This window comes from Pseudomonas sp. MM213 (genome assembly GCF_020423045.1).
Classification (GTDB): domain Bacteria; phylum Pseudomonadota; class Gammaproteobacteria; order Pseudomonadales; family Pseudomonadaceae; genus Aquipseudomonas; species Aquipseudomonas migulae.
In genome coordinates, this window is the sequence record NZ_CP081943.1 from 1695080 (window position 1) to 1720045 (window position 24966).

26 protein-coding genes are annotated in these 24966 nt (G+C 57.6%); 13 read left to right on the top strand and 13 right to left on the bottom strand.

The genetic code is table 11. The annotated features are described in order from the left end of the window. Positions 1-27: 27 nt before the first annotated feature. The 5 genes from K5R88_RS07595 (at position 28) to K5R88_RS07615 (ending at position 3723) form a co-directional block, all read left to right on the top strand. A complete protein-coding gene (locus tag K5R88_RS07595) occupies positions 28-660 on the top strand; it encodes a CGNR zinc finger domain-containing protein (RefSeq protein ID WP_226299584.1) in 633 nt (210 codons plus the stop codon). Between the two features lie 112 nt (positions 661-772). Continuing rightward, positions 773-1648 (top strand): alpha/beta fold hydrolase, encoded by an 876-nt coding sequence (locus K5R88_RS07600; RefSeq protein WP_226299585.1) that lies wholly within the window; start codon positions 773-775, stop codon positions 1646-1648. Between the two features lie 499 nt (positions 1649-2147). Then, complete coding sequence (locus tag K5R88_RS07605; RefSeq protein WP_226299586.1) at positions 2148-2441, top strand: fructose-bisphosphate aldolase; 294 nt, start codon at positions 2148-2150, stop codon at positions 2439-2441. A 198-nt stretch (positions 2442-2639) separates the two neighbouring features. After that, positions 2640-3002: a hypothetical protein gene (locus tag K5R88_RS07610; protein ID WP_226299587.1), complete on the top strand. Its 363-nt coding sequence runs from the start codon at positions 2640-2642 to the stop codon at positions 3000-3002. After that, complete coding sequence (locus tag K5R88_RS07615; RefSeq protein WP_226299588.1) at positions 2989-3723, top strand: zeta toxin family protein; 735 nt, start codon at positions 2989-2991, stop codon at positions 3721-3723. The genes K5R88_RS07610 and K5R88_RS07615 overlap by 14 nt, the downstream gene beginning before the upstream one ends. A 120-nt stretch (positions 3724-3843) precedes the next feature. Here K5R88_RS07615 and K5R88_RS07620 read toward each other — a convergent pair whose 3' ends face one another. From K5R88_RS07620 to K5R88_RS07645, 6 genes are all read right to left on the bottom strand, one after another. Then, positions 3844-4137 (bottom strand): hypothetical protein, encoded by a 294-nt coding sequence (locus K5R88_RS07620; RefSeq protein ID WP_226299589.1) that lies wholly within the window; start codon positions 4135-4137, stop codon positions 3844-3846. A 78-nt stretch (positions 4138-4215) separates the two neighbouring features. Continuing rightward, a complete protein-coding gene (locus K5R88_RS07625; RefSeq protein WP_226299590.1) occupies positions 4216-4662 on the bottom strand; it encodes an NUDIX hydrolase in 447 nt (148 codons plus the stop codon). 115 nt (positions 4663-4777) lie between these two features. Beyond that, positions 4778-5326: a cupin domain-containing protein gene (locus K5R88_RS07630; RefSeq protein WP_007946335.1), complete on the bottom strand. Its 549-nt coding sequence runs from the start codon at positions 5324-5326 to the stop codon at positions 4778-4780. A gap of 372 nt (positions 5327-5698) precedes the next feature. After that, positions 5699-6982 carry an NAD(P)/FAD-dependent oxidoreductase gene (locus K5R88_RS07635; RefSeq protein ID WP_008038997.1) on the bottom strand — a complete coding sequence of 428 codons (1284 nt, stop codon included), beginning with the start codon at positions 6980-6982 and terminating at the stop codon, positions 5699-5701. A gap of 52 nt (positions 6983-7034) precedes the next feature. After that, positions 7035-8525, bottom strand: coding sequence for an aldehyde dehydrogenase (locus K5R88_RS07640; protein ID WP_226299591.1), 1491 nt, complete (start codon positions 8523-8525; stop codon positions 7035-7037). A gap of 266 nt (positions 8526-8791) precedes the next feature. Then, positions 8792-10168, bottom strand: a complete 1377-nt coding sequence (locus K5R88_RS07645; protein ID WP_008039000.1) for a glutamine synthetase family protein — start codon at positions 10166-10168, stop codon at positions 8792-8794. Between the two features lie 272 nt (positions 10169-10440). Here K5R88_RS07645 and K5R88_RS07650 point away from each other — a divergent pair, with 272 nt between their 5' ends. The 5 genes from K5R88_RS07650 to K5R88_RS07670 all read left to right on the top strand — a co-directional run bounded on the left by K5R88_RS07650 (position 10441) and on the right by K5R88_RS07670 (position 15637). After that, on the top strand, positions 10441-11202 hold the full coding sequence (locus tag K5R88_RS07650) for a gamma-glutamyl-gamma-aminobutyrate hydrolase family protein (protein ID WP_008027209.1): 762 nt from the start codon (positions 10441-10443) through the stop codon (positions 11200-11202). A 348-nt stretch (positions 11203-11550) separates the two neighbouring features. Further along, positions 11551-12693 carry a polyamine ABC transporter ATP-binding protein gene (gene potA, locus K5R88_RS07655; RefSeq protein ID WP_008027211.1) on the top strand — a complete coding sequence of 381 codons (1143 nt, stop codon included), beginning with the start codon at positions 11551-11553 and terminating at the stop codon, positions 12691-12693. Positions 12694-12722: 29 nt separating this feature from the next. Further along, positions 12723-13604 carry an ABC transporter permease subunit gene (locus K5R88_RS07660; protein ID WP_192228413.1) on the top strand — a complete coding sequence of 294 codons (882 nt, stop codon included), beginning with the start codon at positions 12723-12725 and terminating at the stop codon, positions 13602-13604. Next, on the top strand, positions 13601-14485 hold the full coding sequence (locus K5R88_RS07665; RefSeq protein WP_192228303.1) for an ABC transporter permease subunit: 885 nt from the start codon (positions 13601-13603) through the stop codon (positions 14483-14485). Before K5R88_RS07660 ends, K5R88_RS07665 begins: the two co-directional genes overlap by 4 nt. A gap of 54 nt (positions 14486-14539) precedes the next feature. Further along, the gene (locus tag K5R88_RS07670) at positions 14540-15637 is read left to right on the top strand and encodes a polyamine ABC transporter substrate-binding protein (protein WP_226299592.1); all 1098 of its coding nucleotides are present in this window, start codon (positions 14540-14542) and stop codon (positions 15635-15637) included. A 342-nt stretch (positions 15638-15979) separates the two neighbouring features. On the opposite strand, the gene K5R88_RS07675 is transcribed toward K5R88_RS07670, so the two are convergent. Then, on the bottom strand, positions 15980-17866 hold the full coding sequence (locus K5R88_RS07675) for a hypothetical protein (protein WP_226299593.1): 1887 nt from the start codon (positions 17864-17866) through the stop codon (positions 15980-15982). Positions 17867-18155: 289 nt separating this feature from the next. Further along, on the bottom strand, positions 18156-18695 hold the full coding sequence (gene thpR, locus K5R88_RS07680; RefSeq protein ID WP_226299594.1) for an RNA 2',3'-cyclic phosphodiesterase: 540 nt from the start codon (positions 18693-18695) through the stop codon (positions 18156-18158). 60 nt (positions 18696-18755) lie between these two features. Between thpR and K5R88_RS07685 the strand changes: the two genes are divergently transcribed. Next, positions 18756-18950 carry a hypothetical protein gene (locus K5R88_RS07685; RefSeq protein WP_192415742.1) on the top strand — a complete coding sequence of 65 codons (195 nt, stop codon included), beginning with the start codon at positions 18756-18758 and terminating at the stop codon, positions 18948-18950. Between the two features lie 13 nt (positions 18951-18963). Here the strand turns inward: K5R88_RS07685 and K5R88_RS07690 are convergent, their stop codons facing one another. Both K5R88_RS07690 and K5R88_RS07695 read right to left on the bottom strand, forming a co-directional pair. Continuing rightward, the gene (locus tag K5R88_RS07690) at positions 18964-19317 is read right to left on the bottom strand and encodes a DUF1428 domain-containing protein (protein WP_008039011.1); all 354 of its coding nucleotides are present in this window, start codon (positions 19315-19317) and stop codon (positions 18964-18966) included. Positions 19318-19337: 20 nt separating this feature from the next. Beyond that, on the bottom strand, positions 19338-20405 hold the full coding sequence (locus tag K5R88_RS07695) for a hypothetical protein (protein WP_226299595.1): 1068 nt from the start codon (positions 20403-20405) through the stop codon (positions 19338-19340). Between the two features lie 414 nt (positions 20406-20819). Between K5R88_RS07695 and K5R88_RS07700 the strand changes: the two genes are divergently transcribed. Beyond that, the gene (locus K5R88_RS07700) at positions 20820-21080 is read left to right on the top strand and encodes a hypothetical protein (protein WP_226299596.1); all 261 of its coding nucleotides are present in this window, start codon (positions 20820-20822) and stop codon (positions 21078-21080) included. Positions 21081-21096: 16 nt separating this feature from the next. Here K5R88_RS07700 and K5R88_RS07705 read toward each other — a convergent pair whose 3' ends face one another. Then, a complete protein-coding gene (locus K5R88_RS07705) occupies positions 21097-21987 on the bottom strand; it encodes a LysR family transcriptional regulator (protein ID WP_226299597.1) in 891 nt (296 codons plus the stop codon). 135 nt (positions 21988-22122) lie between these two features. Between K5R88_RS07705 and K5R88_RS07710 the strand changes: the two genes are divergently transcribed. Further along, positions 22123-23541 (top strand): MFS transporter, encoded by a 1419-nt coding sequence (locus K5R88_RS07710; protein ID WP_226299598.1) that lies wholly within the window; start codon positions 22123-22125, stop codon positions 23539-23541. 368 nt (positions 23542-23909) lie between these two features. Here K5R88_RS07710 and K5R88_RS07715 read toward each other — a convergent pair whose 3' ends face one another. Further along, on the bottom strand, positions 23910-24359 hold the full coding sequence (locus K5R88_RS07715; RefSeq protein WP_192415730.1) for a cupin domain-containing protein: 450 nt from the start codon (positions 24357-24359) through the stop codon (positions 23910-23912). 138 nt (positions 24360-24497) lie between these two features. Continuing rightward, positions 24498-24884: a DUF1801 domain-containing protein gene (locus tag K5R88_RS07720; protein ID WP_226299599.1), complete on the bottom strand. Its 387-nt coding sequence runs from the start codon at positions 24882-24884 to the stop codon at positions 24498-24500. Between the last annotated feature and the right edge of the window lie 82 nt (positions 24885-24966).

Genomic DNA, 24966 nt, shown 5'->3' on the forward strand with positions numbered 1-24966 from the left:
TCAATCCAGGCTTTAGCGGACATCCTCATGAACAGCACTCCCCATGGACCGGCCCTCTTCGTCGCCGACGCCGCCGCTCTCGATTTCCTGAACTCGATAGCAACGCCGGTCGATGAACCCGTCGACTGGATTGACGACGGCAACGGCTGGCTGGACTGGCTGAAACAATCGGGCTGGGTGGAAGACGAGATACTGCAACGGCTTCAGGCACAAGCAATGCCTGGCGAGCTGGAAACCGTCGCAGCGCAGGCACGGTCATTGCGCGAATGGTTTCGCGGCTTTGTCCTGAAATACAAAGGAAAACCGCTTGAAGCCTCAGCCCTGAAAGAGCTAGAGGCCTTGAATCGCTTGCTCGAACGGGACGAAAAATACACCCAGATCACGCTGCAGGACGGCGAAACACCAAAGCTCGCCTGGGAACTGAAGCGCCGCTGGCGCAGCCCCGATTCCCTGCTGTTGCCACTGGGCGAAGTGCTCGCACAGTTCGTCAGCGAGGAAGATTTCACCAACGTGAAATGTTGCGAAGGACCGAGCTGCACCCTGATGTTCGTCGATCACACCCGAGGCAGAAAACGCCGCTGGTGCAGCATGGCGGTCTGCGGCAACCGAGCGAAAGCAGCGGCCCACCGCGAGCGGCAAAAGAAAGTCATCGATGCTTGAGGGCGAAAAACAATAACCTGTCAAAATCATTTTGACAGGTTACTTTGTTCGTGCCAGATTTAATCTCGAAAACCGGCTTGATCTCATCCATGCGGTTACGAGGCCAATCATCATGACCAGCACCACTGCACCCATCCGCTACACATTTGCCGACGTCGACGGCGTTCGCGTCTTCTACCGGGAAGCAGGAGAACCGGCCAAGCCGACCCTTCTTTTGCTCCATGGGTTTCCCAGCTCATCCCACCAGTTCCGCCAACTCATCCCGTTGCTTTCAGCCCACTTCCACATCATCGCCCCGGACCTGCCCGGCTTTGGATTCACCGAAGTGCCTGCCGAGCGCAAATACGCGTACACCTTCGACGCACTGGCAGAAACGCTGGGGCATTTCGTCGAGACCCTGGGACTGAAACGCTACGCGATGTACGTCTTCGATTACGGCGCACCGACCGGCCTGAGACTGGCAGTCAAATACCCCGAGAGAATGACCGCACTGATCTCGCAAAACGGCAACGCGTATCTGGAAGGATTGGGCGATGCCTGGGCACCGATCAAAGCCTACTGGGCAGAACCGTCGTCCGAAAATCGCCAGGTCATCGCCGACGCAGTCCTGCACCTGGAAGGCACGCGCTGGCAATACGAACACGGCGTCAGCACGCCTGAACTCATCGCTCCCGAGTCCTACACACTCGACGCGCTGCTATTGGAGCGGCCGGGCAACAAGGACATCCAGCTCGACCTGTTCCTGGACTACGCGAACAACCTCAAACGCTACCCGGACTTTCAGCGCTTCTTCCGCGAGACCCAACTGCCAACCCTGGCCATCTGGGGCCAGAACGACCCCTTCTTCATCCCGCCTGGCGCAGAGGCATTCAAACGCGACAACCCCAATGCCGTAGTCGAACTACTCGACACCGGACACTTCGCCCTGGAAACCCACGTCGACTACATTGCGAAGCGAATCATCGAAGTGATCGGTCACGCGGCATAAAAGGATCCCAGGCGGACGCAACAGTGCGCCCGCCTACATCTCCCCTGTGGGAGCGAGACCGGCTTGCCGGCGATGAGGCCTTCACATTCAACACCAACATTCACTGTCACACCTTTCAGCCCACTCGATTTCACAAACCTGACATCCGAAAAACGTGTAGGAATTCACCTTTTGTAACGAGGGGATTTATTCCCAACAAGCAGCGAAGCCGCCCCAAAACCTGCCCCCGATTTCCCAAGGCATTCCATACCTCCCGGATTACCGTGAAAGCCCCGTAAACAGTGGCATTGAGCCTTGTCGCAACAAACGCCAAAGCGTCCTACAGCCCGGTTGTGAGCGCCAAAATCGCAGCTTATAGTTCCCGCCGTCGCTGCCATTGTCGGTGACCGGGATTCGCAGCCCAAAAGAGAAGACACCGAAGACCGCCAGACCCGCGCAGCCGATCTCCGTCGGTAAACGAGTAATGGCGATTTTGATTCATCTTTCTAGGACTACATCCATGACGACCCAACATCCGCCCCGCCGCTTCACCCCCATGTCCCAATTCGCCACCGACTACCCCGTACTAGTCATCGACAGCCACGCCCCAATCCGCGAACTGCACAACGTCGTCAGCGAACGCCTCAACGCCGTCCTCCCCTACCTCCAGCTCATGGGCTGCACCAGCCTCCCCGACTACGCCGAAAACGACATCAACACCGTCGCCAACATCGCCCGGATTTTGCTCCAGGACGTGAGTGATGTGTTTCGAGTGATTGAGCAGCGTGGGTTTGAGGCACCCAAAGGGCACTGATCAGCTCTTGAACCGCAGCAACACTCGTCGCTGCGGTTTTTTGGTCGCTTGAACACACGCTGTAATGGTCACTTTCTTTTCAGTGAGCCGGTTTCAGGGGATCGTTACAGAGAGCTATCGGCAAAAGCCCCCGCATTTCATGCTGGAAAATCTGTACTTCACACAGTGATCAAGGCTTACACTACCGAGGAAATTGATATGGAACTGATGACGTTCGAAAGCCCGGTTAATGCGGTATTATCCGGACAAGAAGCACCAGAGCGCTCGCTCAAGCGGAGAGTCCCGATGACTGCAAGAACCAAACAGCTTTCGGATAAGGAGATGGACGCACTCGAGCGCCAGATACCTGATCTCGCCCAAATAGCCACCAAGACTGCTTATGCTCGCGCACTGCTGGTGAGTGATAGCGTACTTCGTGTCGATTCCGGCGATTTGGTACGGATCTCACTTGATGGCAGCAAGACTGTTGTAGCCAAAGCCGAGCCGCGTCGCAAAGTCAAAGTAGGTGAGGTGATCACCGTGCGCCGTATCGAAGATCAAACGGCTGGTGGTCGTGCCTAGGTTTCGGGTATTTGCGGGACCGAACGGATCAGGCAAAAGCACCATCAAGGGAGAAATTGATCCCGCCCTTATCAAGATGTACGTGAATGCCGATGATCTCGAGAAGGAAGCGAAAGCAACCGGATTCATCGACTTGGCTACCTTTGAAGTCGCCACTACATTGCCTGAGTTACTCACGTTCCATGCCGGACACTATCTGATAAAAAACAAAGAGCTCAGTGATCAAGCCAAACAAATTGGTTTGCTGGGCTCTAAAGTTGACTACCGAAACGTACACGTCAATTCTTATCTGGCTTCCGTAATATCGGACTTCATACGCCAGCACCTGCTGGAAAAAGGTGTGAATTTTACCTTCGAAACGGTGATGTCACATCGCAGCAAGGTCGACTTCATGAAAGAAGCCCAAGCCCACGGTTATCGGATATATCTTTACTTCGTTTCGACTGAAAATCCGGCAATCAACATAGACCGCGTAAAAATCAGAGTCCGCGAAGGTGGTCATCCCGTGGCATCTGACAAGGTACGCGAAAGGTACTACAAATCGCTGGGTCTACTGCCAGAAGCCATCGCAGTCAGCAATCGGGCTTACATCTTCGACAACTCCGGCGACAGTACGGTTTTTCTTGCGGAGATTACTGATGGGGACACCCTTGAATACCGTACTGAAGACATCCCTGACTGGTTCTTCGAGTCTTATGTCGATAAAGTCGAAACTACTTAAACCAATGAATCATTCAATCAATCAATAAAAACCAAAAAGGTGACAGGCCTGTTTATTAAATAGATCTGTCACCTTTTTTTAGGCCTACCCCATTATAAGCCAGCAGTGTGCGGCTAATTATTATTCTCCTCCAATTTTCCCTTTTGAAGCATACTTCACAAGCAATTCAGTTATCTCCCGACTGTTATTGCAGGCCTTCACAACAGCAGATTTATCTACTCCATAATCTTCATAGACGGCATTATCTTTCAACCACAAACAAGAATCCTCCACACTCAAAAGATTACAATTTTTCAGATGCGCCTCAACGAACTGCGGTTTCAAACACTTATCATTAAAGTATGGAATCACATACGCCATCGCCACCAACACTACTACCAAAGTGATAAATGTCGCTATTGCATTTTTCGTCACGCTCATTCCTTACGACCTCTTAGTTCGACAAAAAAAAGACAACTACTTAACTTTACCCGAACTTTCAGGGTGATGGGCTCAGTCCGAAATTGAAGTTTTCTCTAGCAGTTCATAAAGCCCATCGGGCACCAACGGTGCTTCGTCAGTAAAGCTTGCCCATGGGAGCCATTTGGCGATGAAGGGTGCACCATCGCTTTCTTGAGCATCCAAGTGCGACAACTCGTAGACACTGGCATCCACAAACTTCGCGTCGTACACCTGCACGATTTCGTGCCCTGGTGTGCCGTTATACGTAAAGAGGCTTTCAAGCGTGCCGAGCAAGCGAACATCGGTGATGGGCAAACCGAGTTCTTCCTGTACTTCTCGTACAACTGCCTGGGCGCTGGTTTCGCCGAATTCGATTCCGCCACCGATTGGGCGGAAGAACGGCTTTTCAGTAATAGGATCGCGAGCTTCGTTGACCAGTATCTTGCCGTCGTGATGGAAGATGCAGAGTGCGAGGGGGCGGATGCGGGGTGTGGTCATGATGTGAAGTCCATTTACTTTGAAAATTCCTGAAGCAGCTGCTTCCATTCGGCATGGGGTATTGATCGCGGACGCAACCTCGGCAACTGCCACAGGTTGGCGTCCGCTTTTGATATCAGAAGTTGGCCGGAGTGTTGGCGCTGATGATTTCCGCTTCATCCTGGCCAATATTGCGAAACTTGTGCGGCAACGTCGTCGGGAAGTAATAGCCGTCACCCGCGTTGAGCACACTGATTTGCCCATCAACAGTCAACTCAACCGTCCCCCGCGTAACCAACCCACACTCCTCCCCTTCCGAGTGCACAATCGGCTCTTCCCCCGAACTCGCCCCCGGCGCGTATTGCTCGCGCAGCAAGCGCATCTGCCGGCTCGGCACCGAAGCGCCAATCAGCAGCAACCGCAGCCCATGACGCCCAAGATCCGGTTGTTCGTTAGCGCGGAACACGTATTGATGCTCGCGTGGCGGCTGATCAAAGGTAAAGAAGTCCGCCAAAGACATGGGGATGCCTTCGAGCAGTTTTTTCAGGGAGCTGACGGAGGGACTGACGCGATTCTGTTCGATCAGGGAGATGGTGGCATTGGTGACGCCGCTACGCCGGGCCAGCTCGCGCTGGGAGAGTTTGTAGCTTTCGCGTACTAATTTGAGTCGTGAGCCCGTGTCCATGACAGCCTTATGCGAGGAAAACTTAAGGGTTATGGGGGTGGATGGCGGGCGACTTTTGGCCGCGAAAGTACCGCTTCCCTGTCCCGTAATTGTGAAAGGCGGGTATTAAATCACGTTTGGGGGTGTTGCTGTAGGCGCATGGTTGTTGGTGATGGTGGTGGGTCAGTTGGCATTGATGGGGAACCGGATAGCGTCATCGCGAGCGGGCTCGCTCCCACAGTTTTTGACCTCTGCTGCACGTACATTTTGTGCCTGCCATGGATCCAATGTAGGAGCAGAGCTTGCTCGCGAAGGCGGTGTGTCAGGCGGCACCGATGTCGGATGTGCCGCCGTCTTCGCGAGCAAGCTCTGCTCCTACAGGGTTGTGTTGGGTTAGATGCCGAAACGGTCGCGAAGTGCGTAGTACGCGGCGCCCATGGCGGTGAGCGGGGCCTGGAAGGTGCGGCCGCCGATCATTGGCATGTGCGGCAAGGATGCGAAAGCATCGAAGCGTTCGGCGTCGCCGCGGATCATTTCCGAGATCAGTTTGCCGGCCAGGTGCGAGCAGGTGACGCCGTGGCCGCTGTAGCCCTGCATGTAGTAGGCGTTTTTCTCGATGCGGCCGAATTGCGGCATGCGCGACATGGTCAGCAGGAAGTTGCCGGTCCAGCGGTAGTCGATCTTCACGTCCTTCAGTTGCGGGAAAGTCTTGAGGATTTTTGGCTTGATCAGCTGTTCGATGTCATCCGGTTCGCGCGCGCCGTAGACCACGCCGCCGCCGTACAGCAGGCGGTTGTCGGCGGTCAGGCGGTAGTAGTCGAGCAGGTAGTTACAGTCTTCGACGCAGTAGTTGTTTTTGATCAGGCTGCGCGCAACCTTTTCCGACAACGGTTCGGTGACGACGATTTGCGAGCCGCACGGCATGCTTTTGGCGGTCACGCGATTATCGAGGCCCTGCGGCAGGTAGGCGTTGCCGGCGATCAACAGGTATTTGGCGCGGACCACACCTTTGGCGGTGCGCACGGTGATCGGTTCGCCGTAGGTGATTTCCACCGCCGCCGATTGTTCGTAGATTTTGCCGCCCAGGCCGATGATGGCCGAGGCTTCGCCGAGGGCCAGGTTCAGCGGGTGGATGTGGCCGCCCTGCATGTCGAGCAGGCCGCCGACGTAGTTGTCGCTGCCGACTTCGCGCTTGATGTCCGCAGCGTCGAGCATTTTCAGGTTCTTGTTGCCGTAGCGTTCCCAGCTGCTTTTCTGCTCGGCCAGGCCTTTGAGCTGCTTTTTGTTCAGCGCAGCGAAGATGCCGCCCGGCTTGTAGTCGCACTGGATGTCGTAGTGTTGTATGCGCTGACGGATGATGTCGGCGCCCTCGAAGATCATGCTGCCGAGGACTTCAGCGGTTCTGTCGCCATAGCGCTCTTCGATGACATCGACGTCGCGGCTGTAGGAGTTGACCAGTTGGCCGCCGTTGCGACCGCTGGCGCCGAAACCGACTTTGGCGGCTTCGAGTACGGTCACGCTGTAGCCGGCTTCGGCGAGGAACAGCGCCGAGGACAAACCGGTGTAGCCGGCGCCGATGATGCAGACGTCGCAATCCACCGCTTGTTCCAGCACCGGGAAGTCGCCGGTGAAGTTGCGGGTTGCGGCGTAGTAGCTGTTTACATGTGCTTGTTTCATAGGTTTCTCCGATGGCCGCTGGCATGCGCCGGCGGCCGCCGTTGTAGAAGTATTAGAGCTTGATCCAGGTCGCTTTGAGCTCGGTGTATTTGTCGAACGCGTGCAGCGATTTGTCCCGACCATTACCCGACTGCTTGTACCCGCCGAACGGCGCGGTCATGTCGCCGCCGTCGTACTGGTTGACCCAGACGCTGCCGGCGCGCAAGCCGCGAGCGAAGGTGTGGGCCTTGCTCAGGTTGCTGGTCCAGACACCGGCAGCCAGGCCGAAGATGCTGTCGTTGGCGATGGCCAAGGCTTCTTCAGCGGTGTCGAAGGTGATCAGCGACAGTACCGGGCCAAAAATTTCTTCCCGGGCGATGGTCATGGCGTTGGTCACGCCGTCGAAAATCGCCGGTTCCACGTACAGGCCACCGGTGGCTTCCAGGGTGCGGCTGCCGCCCGCGATCAGTTGCGCGCCCTGGTCTTTACCGACCTGGATGTAGCGCAGCACGTTGTCCAGTTGACGCTGATCGACGACCGCACCGACGGTGGTTTGCGGGTCCAAAGCATGCCCCGGTTTCCAGGCTTGCAGCGCTTCTACCAGCAGCGGAATGAACTGCTCGCGGATCGAACGTTCGACCAGCAAACGCGAACCGGCGGTGCAGACTTCGCCCTGGTTGAAAGCGATGCCGCTGGCCGCTGCTTGTGCTGCCGCGCGCAGATCCGGCGCATCGGCGAACACCACGTTCGGGCTCTTCCCCCCTGCTTCGAGCCAGACGCGTTTCATGTTGCTTTGGCCAGCGTAAATCAGCAGTTGCTTGGCAATCGCAGTCGAGCCGGTGAAGGCCAGCACGTCGACATCCATGTGCAACGCCAGCGCCTTGCCGACGGTGTGGCCGTAGCCCGGCAGGACGTTGAACACGCCTTTCGGAATGCCGGCGTCCAGCGCTAATTGCGCGATGCGGATCGCGGTCAGTGGCGACTTTTCCGAAGGCTTGAGGATGAACGAGTTACCCGCCGCGAGGGCCGGGGCGAACTTCCAGCTGGCCATGATCAACGGGAAGTTCCACGGCACGATGGCGGCAACGACACCGGCAGGTTCGCGGGTGATGAGGCCGAGTTGGTCGTGCGGCGTGGCGGCGACTTCGTCGTAGATCTTGTCGATGGCTTCGGCGCTCCAGCGGATCGCGTTGGCGGTCGCCGGGATGTCGATGTTCATCGAGTCGTTGATCGGTTTGCCCATGTCGAGGGTTTCGAGCAGGGCGAGTTCTTCCCGGTTGGCCAGGATCAGGTCGGCGAAGCGGATCAAAGTGCGCTTGCGCTCGGCCGGGGCGAGATTGACCCAGACGCCGGATTCGAAGGTGCGGCGTGCGACGGCGACGGCTTCGTTGGCGTCGGCTTCATCGGTGCTGGCGACATTGGCCAGGAAGCGGCCGTCGACCGGGCTGATGCATTCGAAGGTTTCACCGCTGAGTGCCGCGCGGTATTGGCCGTCGATGAAGGCGCGGTTTTCGATGGTTAGGGACTGGAAGCGTTGTTCCCAGTCGCTGCGAGTGTTTGTCATGGTTGTGACTCGACGCAGAGGAATGTTGGGTGGGCCGTGGGCGTTGGTGGTGGCTGAGCTGCCGCCATCGCCGGCGAGCCGGCTCCTACAGGGTTTTGTGACGTACACAAAAGATGCGAACGACGAAGATCTACTGTAGGAGCCGGCTTGCTGCGGGCGGCGTTCCGACGATGGCGGTGTGTCAGGCGACATCAATGTTGATTGACCCACCGCTATCGCCAGCAAGCCGGCTCCTACAAGGTTTTGTGTCGTCGACGCAGATCTCGTCAAACCGTGTGCAGGTACCAGTTGTACTCAAGGTCCGAAATGGAGTTTTCGAACTCGGCCAGCTCGCTTTCCTTGCACGCCACGAACACGTCGATGTACAGCGGGTCGATGTATTTGGCCATGACTTCGCTGTCGTCCAGCTCGCGCAATGCATCGCGCAGGTTGTTCGGCAGGCTTTGCTCGTTTTGCTCGTAGCTGTTGCCTTCCACGGGTGCGCCCGGCTCGATCTTGTTGGTCAGGCCGTGGTGCACGCCCGCCAGCACCGAAGCCATCAACAAGTACGGGTTGGCATCGGCACCGGCCACGCGGTGTTCGATGCGCACGGCATCGGAGGAACCGGTCGGCACACGTACCGCAACAGTACGGTTGTCGATGCCCCAGCTCGGCGAGTTCGGTACGTAGAACTGCGCACCGAAACGGCGGTACGAGTTGACGTTCGGGCACAGGAAAGCCATCTGCGCCGGCAGGGTCTCGAGCACACCGCCGATCGCGTGTCGCAGCGCGGCGTTCTGCTCGGGATCCTCGCTGGCAAAGATGTTGTTGCCTTCTTTGTCGAGAATCGAAATGTGCACGTGCAAACCGTTGCCCGCCTGGCCCGGATACGGCTTGGCCATAAACGTGGTGTCCATCTCGTGGTCGTAGGCGATGTTCTTCACCAGACGCTTGAGCAACACCGCGTAGTCGCAGGCCTTGATCGGGTCGTTGACGTGATGCAGGTTCACTTCGAACTGCGCCGGGGCGCTTTCCTTGACGATGGCGTCGGCCGGGATGCCCTGCTCTTTCGCACCTTCGAGGATGTCTTGCAGGCAATCGACGTATTCGTCGAGGTCATCGATCAAATACACCTGGGTCGACATCGGACGTTTGCCGGAAACCGGCGAGCGTGGCGATTGCGGACGACCGTTCACGTTGTCCTGGTCGATCAGGTAGAACTCGAGTTCGAACGCAGCGCAAATGGTCAGGCCAAGTTCGTCGAACTTGCGCACCACATTGGCCAGCACTTCACGCGGGTCGGCGAAGAACGGCTCGCCTTCGAGTTCGTGCATGGTCATCAACAGTTGCGCGGTCGGGCGCTTCTGCCAAGGCTCGATGCTCAGGGTGCCAGGGATTGGATAGCAGATCCGGTCAGAGTCACCGATGTCCAGACCCAGGCCGGTGCTTTCCACCGTGGAGCCATTGATGTCCAGGGCAAACAGGGACGCCGGCAGGTTGATGCCTTTTTCGTAGACCTTATGAAGACTGGTGCGCTCGATGCGCTTGCCGCGCACCACACCGTTCATATCCGCAATCAGAAGGTCGACGTACAAAACCTCAGGATATTTCTTAAGGAATGCGTTTGCTTCGTTGAGTTGAACGGCACGCAGAGGGACCGACATGATGCACCTATTAGCTGTTAATTATTATGTTCACCGCACTTTCTGGAGCCCAGTCAACCCGAACGGCAAAGTGAAGTCAATAGCGAACACTTGGCCTTTCATCCTTTATTTTTGGGACTTTTCTGGGCACGAGAGTGCCATATAGGCCCTCAACACCGCACAAAGACTAGCAATCGGACGTGCGGCGTTTAGAATTTTTTACATGAGAGTTGTTAATTAAAATCAACAAAGCTAAGCTCCTGAAAAACTCGTTCAAGGTCGAGGTGATAAAAATGGCATTCAAGCCATTGATCGGCGTTACAGCGTGCGTCAAACAGATTGGCCTGCACCCCTACCACATCAGCGGCGACAAGTACTTGCGTGCTGTCAGCGTCGCGGCTCTGGGGCTGCCCGTGGTCATTCCTTCCTTAGGCGAACTGACTGAAATCGAGGATGTGCTCGCGCATCTCGACGGTCTGTTGCTGACCGGTTCGCCATCGAATGTGGAGCCCTTCCACTATCAAGGCCCGGCCAGCGCTCCCGGCACGGATCACGATCCGGCGCGGGACGCCACTACCCTTCCTTTATTGCGTGCAGCCATTGCGGCGGGCGTTCCGGTACTCGGCATCTGCCGTGGTTTCCAGGAAATGAACGTGGCGTTTGGCGGCAGCCTGCACCAGAAGGTGCATGAACTGCCGGGCATGCTCGATCATCGCGAAGCGGACAGCCCTGAGCTGGCGGTGCAATACGCCCCGGCGCATGCGGTGACGGTGCAACCGGGTGGCGTGTTCGAAGCGCTGGAGTTGCCGACCGAGTTCATGGTCAATTCGATTCACAGTCAGGGCATCGACCGCCTCGCTCCCGGCCTGCGCGCCGAGGCGATTGCGCCGGACGGTCTGATCGAAGCGATTTCGGTGGACCACAGCCCGACCTTTGCGGTCGGCGTGCAATGGCACCCGGAATGGCAGGTGCTTTCGAATCCTCCTTATTTGAGTATTTTCCAGGCGTTCGGCGATGCATGCCGACGACGGGCCGCGCAGCGTAAAACCCGCTGACCCAAAACACCCATTTACTGCCCCCGCGAGTTTGGCGGGCGTGCCTTTGCGCGTCCGTGGCTCGCGAAAAAAACACACTGCAATAACAACAAGTACGACCCAGGCAGCCAGGACGGCGGCGCCGAATAAGCCCGAGCGGTATGGATCAGGCGAGCGCAATCCTTTGTAGGAGCGAGGCTTGCCCGCGAAGGCGGTGTTTCAGGCAACGATGATATCGACTGACATACCGTCTTCGCGGGCAAGCCTCGCTCCTACAGGGGGTTGCGCCAACCGAATGCCCCGGGCTTGCAATCCACTCTTAAGTCAGGCCGCGTTGGCCCGACGACTGAAACCTGTTGGGAGTTTCACATGGCAAACGCCTCCAGCATTTACAGGAAGGCTCTTGAAGGTCACCAGGCACCGAAAAAGGTGTTGGTGAAAGTCGACCGCGTCACCAAGAAATTCGACGAAACCACCGCAGTGGACGATGTTTCGCTTGAGATTCATCAAGGGGAAATCTTCGCCTTGCTCGGCGGTTCCGGTTCCGGCAAATCGACGCTGCTACGCATGCTCGCCGGCTTCGAGCGCCCGACCGAAGGGCGGATCCTGCTCGATGGCGTGGACATCACCGACATGCCGCCGTACGAACGGCCGATCAACATGATGTTCCAGTCGTACGCCCTGTTCCCGCACATGACCGTCGCACAGAACATTGCCTTCGGCCTCAAGCAGGACCGTTTGCCCGCCAGTGAAATCGACGCCCGCGTGGAAGAGATGCTGCGCCTGGTGCACATGACCCAATACGCCAAACGCAAGCCGCATCAACTCTCCGGCGGTCAGCGTCAACGTGTCGCCCTCGCCCGCTCCCTGGCGAAACGTCCGAAGCTGTTGTTGCTCGACGAACCGATGGGCGCGCTGGATAAAAAACTGCGTTCGCAGATGCAGCTTGAGCTGGTGGAAATCATCGAACGCGTTGGCGTGACCTGCGTAATGGTGACCCACGACCAGGAAGAGGCCATGACCATGGCCCAGCGCATCGCGATCATGCACCTGGGCTGGATCGCCCAGATTGGCAGCCCGGTGGACATTTACGAAGCCCCGGTCAGCCGCATGGTCTGCGAATTCATCGGCAACGTGAACGCCTTCGAAGGCACCGTTGTCGAGGACCTTGAAGGTCACGCGATCATTCACAGCAAGGATCTGGAGCAGAAGATCTACGTCGGCCACGGCGTCAGCACTTCGGTGGAGGACAAGTCCATCACCTACGCGATCCGTCCGGAAAAACTGCTGGTCAGCACCACCCAACCCGAGTCCCGCTACAACTGGTCCCAGGGCAAGGTGCATGACATCGCCTACCTCGGCGGTCACTCGGTGTTCTACGTCGAACTGCCTGGCGGCAAAGTCGTGCAGTCGTTCATGGCCAACGCCGAACGCCGTGGCGCGCGTCCGACCTGGGACGACAAGGTCTACGTGTGGTGGGAAGACGACAGCGGCGTGGTACTGCGCTCATGAAAACACTCAATCAGCGGTTCATGCGGCTGATGCCGAGTGGTCGAAAGCTCGTCATCGGGATTCCATTCCTGTGGCTGTGCCTGTTTTTCCTGTTGCCGTTCTTCCTGGTGATGAAGATCAGCTTCTCGGAAGCGGCGCTGGCCATTCCTCCTTATTCCGAGATTTACACCTTCGCCGAACAGAAACTCCAGCTGTTCCTCAACGTCGGCAATTACCTGCTGCTGACCGAGGATGAGTTGTACATCTCGGCTTACTTCGGTTCGTTGAAGGTCGCGTTTTTCAGCACGCTGATGTGCCTGGTGATCGGTTTCCCGATGGCCTACGCGATCACCAAGGCAAGCAAGGAAGCGCAAAACGTCTTGCTGCTGTTGATCATGATGCCGACCTGGACTGCGATCCTGATCCGCGTGTATGCGTGGATGGGCATCCTCAGCAACAACGGTTTGCTCAACGCGTTCTTGATGTGGACCGGGCTCACCGATCACCCAATCGAGATCCTCAACACCAACACGGCCGTGTACATCGGTGTGGTCTACGCCTACCTGCCGTTCATGGTCTTGCCGCTGTACGCCAACCTGGTCAAGCACGATCAAAGCTTGCTGGAAGCGGGTTCGGACCTGGGGTCGAGCAACTTCAACAACTTCTGGAAAATCACCGTGCCGCTGGCCAAGAACGGGATCATCGCCGGCTGCATGCTGGTGTTCATTCCGGTGGTCGGTGAGTTCGTGATTCCGGAACTGCTGGGCGGCCCGGAAACCCTGATGATCGGCCGTGTGCTGTGGCAAGAGTTCTTCAACAACCGCGACTGGCCGGTGGCGTCTGCCCTGGCGGTGGTGATGCTGTTGATCCTGATTGTGCCGATTCTGCTGTTCAACCGCAGCCAGGCCAAAGAGATGGAGGCACGGGGATGAAACGCTTCGGATTTTCAAAGTTCATGCTGATTTTCGGCTTGTCGTTTATCTACCTGCCGATGTTGATTCTGGTGATCTACTCGTTCAACGCCTCGAAACTGGTGACGGTGTGGGGCGGCTGGTCGGTGAAGTGGTACGTCGGCTTGCTCGACAACTCGCAACTGATGGGCTCGGTGGTGCGCTCGCTGGAGATTGCCTGCTACACCGCGATTGCAGCGGTGGCGCTGGGGACTTTGGCGGCGTTCGTGCTGACTCGCGTCACGCGCTTCAAGGGCCGTACGCTGTTTGGTGGCCTGGTCACCGCGCCGTTGGTGATGCCTGAAGTGATCACCGGCCTGTCGCTGTTGCTGCTGTTCGTGGCCATGGCGCAACTGATCGGCTGGCCGATGGAGCGTGGCATCGTGACCATCTGGATCGCCCACACCACGTTTTGTGCGGCCTATGTGGCGGTGGTCGTCTCCGCCCGCCTTCGCGAGCTGGACCTGTCCATCGAAGAAGCGGCCATGGACCTCGGGGCGAAGCCATTCAAGGTGTTTTTCCTGATCACCATCCCGATGATCGCGCCGTCACTGGCGGCCGGCGGCATGATGTCGTTTGCCCTGTCGCTGGATGACCTGGTGTTGGCGAGTTTCGTATCCGGCCCAGGCTCGACGACCTTGCCAATGGAAGTGTTCTCGGCGGTGCGTCTGGGCGTGAAGCCTGAGATCAACGCCGTGGCCAGCCTGATTCTGCTCGCCGTTTCGATCGTGACCTTCATGGTCTGGTACTTCAGCCGCCGCGCCGAAGCCAGCCGCAAACGGGCGATCCAGGAAGCGATGGACCAGACCGCCAGCGAATCCTGGCAGCAACCGAAAAAGCAAATGGTAGAAGCGACGGCCTAGTGCCGTCGCGTTTCACAGCTTTGCGTACTGAATAAAAAAAATGGAGTTGTACCGATGAAAATGTTTGGCAGGACTCTGCTGACACTGTCCTTATTGGGCGCAATGGCTACCGGCGCCCAGGCCAATGATAAGGTACTGCGCGTCTACAACTGGTCGGATTACATCGCCCCGGACACCGTCAAGAAGTTCGAAGACGAGACCGGTATCCGCGTGACCTACGATGTGTTCGACAGCAACGAAACCCTTGAGGCACGCCTGCTCGCAGGCAAATCCGGCTATGACATTGTCGTGCCGTCCAACAGCTTCCTGGCCAAGCAGATCAAGGCTGGCGTCTATCAGGAACTGGACAAGTCGAAGCTGCCGAACTGGAAAAACCTCAACCCGGTGTTGCTGAAAAACGCTTCGGCCAGCGACCCGGAAAACGGTCACGCCTTCCCGTACATGTGGGGCTCGATCGGCATCGGGTTCAACCCGGCCAAGGTCAAGGAAGTGCTTGGTGCCAATGCGCCAACCAACTCGTGGGACTTGCTGTTCAAACCGGAAAACGCCGAGAAGCTGAAAGCCTGCGGTATCAGCTTCCTCGACTCACCGACCGAAATGCTGCCCGCCGCCCTGCACTACCTGGGCTACCCGGTGAACTCGCAGGACAAGGAGCAGATCGCCGAAGCTGAAGCGCTGTTCATGAAGATCCGGCCGTCGGTGGCGTACTTCCATTCGTCGAAGTACATCTCCGACCTGGCCAACGGCAACATCTGCGTCGCTGTCGGTTATTCCGGCGACGTGCTGCAAGCCAAGGCCCGCGCACAGGAAGCGGGCGACAAGGTGAAAATCGAATACAGCATTCCGAAAGAAGGCGCCGGCAGTTTCTACGACATGGTCGCAATCCCACGGGATGCGGCGAACGTCGACAACGCCTACCTGTTCATGAACTTCCTGATGCGCCCGGACATCATCGCCGAGATCACCAACAACATCGGCTACAGCAACGCCAACGCGGCGGCGACGCCCTTGGTGGATGAAGCGATTCGCGATGATCCGGGCTCGTATCCGCCCTTGGCCGTGATGGCGACGTTGTATGCGATTCCGGACATGCCGATCGGCGTTCAGCGGGTGATGACGCGCGGCTGGACGCGGGTGAAGCTCGGGAAATAATTGAGCCCCTTTGTAGGAGCGAGGCTTGCCCGCGAAGGGTCCGTCACATTCAACATTGATAGCGACTGACACACCGTCTTCGCGGGCAAGTCGGAACGCCGCCCGCTCGCTCCTACAGGGGCATTGGGTTTCTACTGTTTACCGTTCACGCAGCGCCTTACCACCGCTGCACTCCTCTCTGACGAACGGCCTCACCTGGCTTCCTCGGTTAAGGTGAATTTGGCGCCCTCCTCGGGCGCCTTTTTTTTGCAACGACTGAAACCCTGAGCCTTGTGCCTTAAAGCTATGAACTTACTTGTTCGATGTTTCAACCACACACGTTACTGCTCGTCACCTGAAAATCTAATTTTCGTTCTTGGTTACTTGCCCAATCATCACGTCCGGCCATGCATTACCACTGAAGTCAACAATTACTCCCTCTGTTGATCGGCCGGCACGCCCCAACAAAGTGGTAATTTTTTCTAGAGACTCCGTTTGTAGCGGACTGGTTACAAAAGCCATATTAACTTCCGGCAAGTCAAGCCCCGCCAGCATTCCGCTGGTGATCACAAGGACGCTTCCTCCGTCACTTGCATTATTGAATTGTTGAACCGCATGACGACCTCCATCTTTTTCTGCACTCGAAAGAAGTCCTACTGTTAGCGGAGCCACACCACTCTCTCCCTTCCCACCTAACGCGACCACCAATTTTTCGTACAAAATGGATGCAACAGATATTCTATTCGTGACGATAATAGCCTTACACCTACTATCAAACGAAAAACTCTTCAGGTCTTTACAAACCTCACCAATTATCCACTCCTCCCTGACACCATCAGAAACCGCGCTTTCATCAGCACCCGCTCGAGCCACCACAGTTACAGGCCTCTTATCCAGTATCAACGGAAGAAGAACACCATGTTCTACAGCTTGCTGCAGACCAAAACTAACAACAAGAGAGCCAAAATTCTTATCCGGAGACTCTTTGAGACCAACAGGAGAACTGGAAAAATTAATTAATGCAGCAAGCGGAGTTGATCTCTTGAAATCAAACTGAACGCCTTGCAAGCCGACACCAATCAAAAGACACTTCTGCTCAAACACCATCGGGATATTTCGAAGTTGCGCCATCGTAGTAAAGATTACTCCAGGATTCGGAGCAGAGAGCGAAGCCATCAAATTCACCTTACCCATGGGCATTACAGTATGCATCCCCGAGGAGCCAGGGCAGTGATCGATTAATCTACCTTGAAGTTGACTCAACAACTCTCTGTGAGTGCCGACCACAATGAATGGCACATACTCCAGCCCTGCAATTTGACGTGCGCGAATTATGTACGAGACAATGGACATATTTATCCCTGTCCCAAGTGTTTGATGAACCACCCCCACTTTTCTATCTTCATGCAACGACAGTGTTTTAACCGTCGCCTCAACGGCTGCCTCTACTAATTTTAACTGGTAAAGTCTGAGTTTCGAATCTATCTGGGCCGAATACTTTTTCAACTCCGACGATAGATTTTTAAGTTCAACCCCCGACAAGTCCGGCTGCTCACCACCAAGCATGACCTCCCTAACTTCTTCCGCCTTTACAGCTGCAGCAACTAATCCGTCAGGCAATTTTATTGGATAATTTTCGGCAAACTTCCGTATAGCAGAAACTAGAGAGCTCGAATGTTCAACACCATCCGCACCCATTTCCGAATTCAACAGATTTTTCACATCTATAAATGCTTTCAAGAACAGGGTAGCAGATGAAAGACCAGTTTCATCAGTTGGAAAAGGTGATTTACTCTCAACAACCCGACTGACAAAATGATCTTCAGGCTTACTTTCGAACAATACGGAAAAGACCCAATGCGCTGCGGACTTTATGCCATCGACAATTTCCAAAGCCGGTGCAAACCCATTCCCATTATGATAAAGCTCATTCCGAATCGAATGATAATAGACCAAAACATCACGCTCTATGAGCATCTCTTGTTTAAGCTGAGAAACAACATAATATTCCAAAAACTCAAGCTTTGAGTGAAAGTTGTGCATCCACTTCCCAACTTGTGCTTTTTCATATTGCAAACCACTTCGCTGAATGGGATTAAGTGACAAAAAGGTGATGATTGAAAGTTCAATAGCATTGTCAAAACTAACCAAGACCATGCGACGGTCGAAATCACTGTCCCCTCTCAAGTGCTCCTCGGCATGTTGGATCAGCTCCAAAGGTCCACGTGCCCAGGGTTTCAGTTTTTTCATAACAGTCCTTAAAACTAATTTCTCCGATAACTAACACTACCAGATCTCTCAGCGTGCGACGCGATAGCTATCGCCAGCAAGCCAGCTCCTACAGTGATCTGCGGCGCGACGCGTACCTTGTAGGAGCCGGCTTGCTGGCGATGAGGCCAAAACATCCAACATAGATACTGGCCGCTTACCCTTTTCCGTTCACGCAGCGCCTTACCACCGCTGCACTCCTCTCTGACGAACGGCCTCACCTGGCTTCCTCGGTTAAGGTGAGTTCGGCGCCCTCCTCGGGCGCCTTTTTTTATGCCGGCACCAGCGGCCATTCGGCCAGCGCCCGATAGCGGCCCTTGTGGGATTCAAACAACACAAATCGATCCGCCCGCAGAAAAAACTCCGGCGGCGTCGTCGACTCAGGCACCGGCGCCCGATAGTCGCGCATCAATGTCAGATGCGGCCTGAATTCCTTGTGTGCCTCTTCAAACCCGAACGGCAACATCGCCTGCTCCAGCGCATACACCAGCCGCAGCAACTCCGGCGGCGCCTGTTCCGGCGCGAGCACCAACACCCCGGCCCTGCGCCACACATCCAGGCGATCCAGCGCCAACCGCAACGCCGCACCCGGCACGCGCACCTTTGCTGCTGCCGCGCAGATTTCGGCAATCTGCGCCACCTCCACAGCGCCCAAAAACAGCAACGTCAGATGGAAGTTTTCCACCGGCACCGGACGCCCGATGCGCAATTGCAGCGCGCTGCGCCATTGGGCAATCGCCTTGCGCTGTTCGGGTGGGCAATCCAATGCAAAAAACAGCCGTTTGACCGGCTCCGGGGTTTCGTCGCTCACGCCTGGCACCTCCTGACATGCACGTTATAGTTGAACCAACCGAATAAACGGGACGGGGCCATGCGAGAGATCATCAGCAAAGAGCCATGGTGGGCCGTGCCACCGCAACCGGGTCAGGATGAGTCAGAGCTGGAATGGGGCTGGCTGGTTCACTATAGCGAAGGTGAACCGCGTTTCGAGTTTGTCAAAGAGCGACCGACGGACAGCGAGATCCGCAATCGAAAAAGTTGCAGGATCACCCCGACACCGGAGTGATCCTGACACACGCTCAGACCTGCAAGAGGATGTCGAAGCCGCCGAAGATCATCCGCTGGCCATCGAACGGCATCGGATTGACGTCTTGTTGCATGCGCGGGTCGGCCATCAATTTCTGCATGCCGGCATCGCGGGTGGGCTTGTCCGGCCAGACGATCCAGGAAAACACCACGGTTTCGTCATCCTTGAGTTTCACGGCCAGCGGAAACGAAGTCACTTTGCCATCGGGCACGTCATCGCCCCAGCATTCGACAATGCTCAGGGCGCCGTTTTCCTTGAAAATGACAGCGGCGGATTCCGCGTGTTTCTTGAATTTTTCGCGGTTGGCACTGGGCACCGCAAAGACACAGCCATCGACGTAAGACATGGTCATTCTCCTGCCGGGGGTTAAGGGTCGATCTGCGGTTTAGTCGGTTCGGACGGGCTCCAATCGACAGCGCCGCTGCCCGAACTGACCGACGGTACGTCGGCACTCCCCGCCAGGTTGCCCTCGATCTGCCCTGCCATGTACAACGTCCCCGCCATCACACCGAAGGTCGGGTTCTGCACCATTTTTATCCAGGCCTTATCGAACGTGTTGCCCAGGCTGCTGCGAATCAGCGCCTCGCTGTCCGGTCGGTCGCTGGCCTGAATCAGTGCGCGAATTCCCGCCACGCCCAAGGTAATCAAGCCTCCAGCGATTTTTCCCGCCGCTGCGGATACCGCGCTGGCGGCACCGCGCGGGGCCATTTCGGCTTCCATCCGCTGGCTGGCGCGCTTGGCCACCGGCGCCATGGCTTGGTCGGTGGAATCAACGCCCTTGCTACCGCCGGCCTTGTGGATTTTGTCGATCAGCGCCGCGTACGCCGGCAGGATGTTGAGCGGCTGGGTGTGCACGACCTGGTACAGCGAAGCGTCTCGCGCGGGCGGCGGTCCGAGGGCGATGGCCGGGATTTTCTGGATACGGCCATTGAGCTGGGCCATGGGCACGCCGTGGCGCTGGGAGATTTTTTGCAGTTCTTCCTGAAGAATATCCACGTAGAACGCCGTGGCCAGACCGAGAATCTGGTCGGGATCAATCTCTACCGCGACCGGGGCCAGCACGCGTTTCTGGTATTGCTCCAGCAGATAGGCCGCCAGGCGTTTCGACGAGGCATCCTGCTCACCCTGGGCGCTGAGGCTGTACCAGCTGACTTTCATCGACAGCCATTCCTGGGTCCAGTAACTGCTGAACCAGGGAATGAATTTTTCTTCGGTCAGTTGATAGACCCGGGTTCGCCAGTAATCCATGGCGCCGCGCGAATAGATTTTTGCCTGTTCGGTGGCGGACTGGGATGCCGCGACGATGTCCCGATCCACCTGCTGCCAGGTGCTCTGGGAAATGACCACGGGCGGCGCAGGCGCCGGGGCACGCGCAGGCGTGACGCATCCCGCCAACACCAGCAGCACGGCGACGATCAGCGAACGCAGGTTCAAGATCGTGGTGTCCTAAAGTCTTCCCCCGAACAGGATATTCAGGGGTTAAAGCGCCCTGATTTGAGTATAGGCGGCGGACTCTCAGGTTGATGGTGTTGCTGATGGTCTCTTCGCGGGCAAGCCTCGCTCCTACAGATGACTGGTGTCCCGCGGATATCCCTGTAGGAGCGAGGCTTGCCCGCGAAGGGTCCCTCAAGAACACCACAAAAACCCGACCATCACTCACATCGATATTCACCATCGCCGCGAATGCCTTCCGCTCATGAACCGTCAGCGTAGGATCAACTTCAACCCGACACACAACCCCGAACCGGAGGGGCAAATCATGTTGATCCATCTGCTGACCTGCCTGGCCCTGACAGCCTTCACGCTGACCGTTTTTTCGTGGTACGTCCTGACCGAGGAGCGCACATCATGATCCACACCGTCACCCTCGCCGTGAGCTTTCCGGTGTTCGGCAACAACTACTACTCACAGCAGGCCGTCTCGCGCAAAGTGCTGTCGCTGGTGTTCGACAAGAACTTCGAAGCGCTGCTGATGCCCGCCGCTGGCAACCACTTCAGCAACGAAGTGGTCGGCCTCAACGATCAATTCCGCTTTTTGAATGATGTGCTGGCCGAACATCTGCTGGATGCCGAGCTGGCCCGACACACCTCGCGGTCGTTCAGTTTTTGAGACTGACCGTCACTGGCTATTGCGCACAAACCTCACGAACACACCCCCGCAACCAGCGATGCACCGGATCGGCGTCCAGACGCGGATGCCAGAGCATCGCGACGGTGAATTCCGGCAAGGTAACCGGCAGCGCAAAACTGTGCATGCCCGCCCGCAGGTTTTCGGTGTGGCGTTCAGGAACGACAGCGATCAAATCGGTGGCTCGGGCGAGCGCCAACGCGGTCGAGAAACCGGCGACGATGGTCAAGACTTGCCGTTCCAGTTGCAGCGCCGCCAGTGCTTCATCGACAGGCCCCTTGTCGAGCCCGCGCCTTGAGACGCTGATGTGACCGCCCGCCGCATAACGTTCCGGAGTGATCTCGCCCTGACTCAACGGGTGACCCACGCGCACCACGCCGATGAAGCGATCACGAAACAAACCCTGGGTCCTTAACTCAGGCCCGGCGGCCTTCCCCACCACACCGGTTTCCAGATCAACGGTCCCGTCCCGCAGCGACGTGCTGTCCTTGTCAGGTTTGTGCATGAAGCGCAGCAGCACGCCCGGCGCTTGCTCGGCGACGCGGTCGATGAGCGGCGCGCCAAAGGTCTCCACAAAGCCCTCGCTGGTACGCAACGTGAACGTGCGGGCCAATTGCTTCAGGTCAGGCTGTTGCGCCGGGCGCAGCACCGCCTCGGCGTCCTGCACCAACTGGCTGACCCGCTCGCGCAATTCCAGCGCCCGAGGCGTGGCGACCAGTCCGCGCCCGGCCCGGACCAGCAACGGGTCACCGGTGGTTTCGCGCAACCGCGCCAACGCCCGGCTCATCGCCGACGGGCTCAGGCGCAAGCGTTTGGCGGCACGCGCCACGCTGCCTTCAGCGAGCAGCACATCAAGGGTGATCAGCAAATTGAAATCGGGAGTCGACATGCGTTGCCCCACGGCCGGGTGAGATGGCGTTTTACGCACGAGTAGAGTGCAACCCGTGCGCCTTCCGCCATGTTAGGCGCCAGCGTAGATTTCTGATAGCTCCACTTCGGGAGTGGCCAGATCCAGAGGGACAGCATGAAGCCGACTATCGCCATCGTCGACAACACAACACAGACACCCGCCGTACGCTGGGCGCTGGTCAGCCTTTCGCTGTCGATGCTGCTGTCGTCACTCGGCACCAGCGTCGCCAACGTCGGTTTGCCGACGCTGGCCCAGGTGTTCGGTGCAACCTTTCAGGACGTGCAGTGGGTCGTCATCGCGTATCTGCTGGCGATCACCACGCTGATCGTCAGCGTCGGAAGGCTCGGTGACCTGATCGGCCGCCGCCGGTTGCTGCTCGGCGGCATTGGCCTGTTCACCCTCGCCTCGGCGCTGTGCGCGTGGGCACCGACATTGGGCATGTTGATTGGCGCCCGAGCCCTGCAAGGGCTCGGCGCGGCGATCATGATGGCGCTGACCATGGCCTTCGTCGGTGAGACCGTGGCGAAAGCCAAAACCGGCAGCGCCATGGGGTTGCTCGGGACGATGTCGGCGATTGGCACCGCACTGGGGCCATCGTTGGGCGGCCTGTTGATCAGTGGGTTCGGTTGGCAGGCGATGTTCCTGGTCACCGTGCCATTGGGCCTGATGACGCTGCTGCTTGCGCATCGCTACCTGCCGGCGGATCGGCAGAGCGCAACCACCGGGAGCGTCCATTTCGACGCGTGGGGCACGCTGGTGTTGGCACTGACGCTGGCGGCATATGCGCTGGCCATGACATTGGGCCGTGGCCATTTCGGGCTGCTTAATATCGGTTTGCTGTTGGCGGCGGGGGTCGGCGTGGGGCTCTTCGTTTTGGTTGAAATGAAAGTCGCTTCGCCGCTGATACGGCTGGCGATGTTTCGCAACCCGGTGCTGAGCGCGAGCCTGGCCATGAGCACACTGGTCGCGACGGTGATGATGGCAACGCTGGTGGTCGGGCCGTTTTATCTGGCCCACGGGCTTGGGCTGAAGGCGGTTGTGGTGGGCATAGTGCTCGCGGTCGGGCCCTGTGTCGCGGCCCTGACAGGTGTGCCCGCCGGGCGGATCGCCGACCGATTCGGCGCCCAGCGGATGACTGTCGCCGGGCTGATCGCCATGGCCGTCGGTTGCCTGGTGTTATCGGTGTTGCCGCTGACCGTTGGCATTGGCGGGTATGTTGCGCCGATGGTGGTGATCACGCTCGGCTATGCCGTATTCCAGACGGCCAACAACACCACGGTCATGAGCGATGTGCAGCCCGATCAGCGTGGCGTTGTCTCGGGCATGCTCAATCTGTCGCGAAACCTGGGATTGATCACTGGCGCCTCGGCGTTGGGGGCTGTATTCGCCCTCGCCTCGCAGGCGGCCGACATCACCCTGACGCCACCCGAAGCCGTGGCCCACGGCATGCGGGTCACCTTCGCGGTAGCGTTGGGGCTGATCGTGGTTGCCCTCGGCGTCGTGCTAGCCCGCCGAGCGCTGAAACCTTTGTAGGAGCCGGCTTGCCGGCGATGGCGGCGTATCAATCACCATTGATGTTGGCTGACACACCGCTATCGCCGGCAAGCCGGCTCCTACAAGTGCGGGAGTGTTCCGGGAATGTTCGGTTGACGTAAATCCTGTAGGAGCCGGCTTGCTGGCGATGGCGGCGTATCAATCACTATTGATGTTGGCTGACACACCGCTATCGCCAGCAAGCCGGCTCCTACAAGTGCGCGTATGGACGGGGAATGTTCGGTTGACATAAATCCTGTAGGAGCCGGCTTGCCGGCGATGGCGGCTTATCAATCACCATTGATGTTGGCTGACACACCGCTATCGCCGGCAAGCCGACTCCTACAGGGGATTTGCGTGCCTTTGGCTTACTGTTTGATCACAACCAGCGGTTCGCCTTTCTTGACGATGTACGTCGCCAGTTCGGAGCTGGTTTTGGTTCCGATGTTCTTCGCGATGTGCGCAACGCCCGCCGGGATGTACAGCGAATCACCGGCTTTCAACGTCACCGGTGGCTGCCCTTCCAGTTGATATTCGAACGTGCCGTCGATGACATAAGCCACTTCCACGCCGGGATGGGAGTGGTTGGGCGACGAGATGCCCGGATCGATATCAACCCGTACCTGGATCACTTCACGACCGTCGACGTCGAGGTCTTTTTTCAGGAGATCGGTGCGATGAATCCCTGTCTGCCAGCTTTTTGCAGGGGCTTTCACTTCCTCGGCCTGAGACATCCCGGAGAACGCCGCGAGTGCGGCAGTGGTGACAACAGCGACGCCAAGCATTCTGGCGGTGTGACGAGCGTTGATACGGAACATGGCATTTCTCCGGGTGATACCGTTGTGGTGCCCCATTAGGCGGCCGTCGTGTATCGGGGACGTGTCGCGGATGCCATGGTTTTGTAAGCCAAGATAGCTGCGGCCCCGAGGGATACACAGGAATACAAACCGGCCGACTCATTTGGAGGTGTTGAGCACCACCGCCGCCCGGATCAGCGCCTTCAATGCTTTTTCATCAATCGCCTCGCCCTCATGCACATCAATCGCCCGGCGGGTATTGCCTTCCAGGCTGGCGTTGAAGAGATGGGCAGGATCGTCCAGCGCAGCACCTTTGGCGAAGGTCATTTTCACCGCCGTTTTGTATGTCTCGCCCGTGCAGATGATCCCGGCATGCGACCACACCGGCACGCCCCTCCACTTCCACTCCTCGACCACGTCGGGGTCGGCCTGTTGGATGATCGCCCTGACGCGCGCGAGCGTCTCGCCCCGCCAGTCATTCAATTCCCTGATTCGTGCATCGATTAGCGCAGAGGCCGATTCGCCCCCACTGCTTTCCTTCGTCATGGTGCTCGCCCTCGGCCGATGGTGGTCGCTTGAGTATTGCCGACTCGGGGATTCTCTCCAGCAATCAGGTGACCGGCTGGTC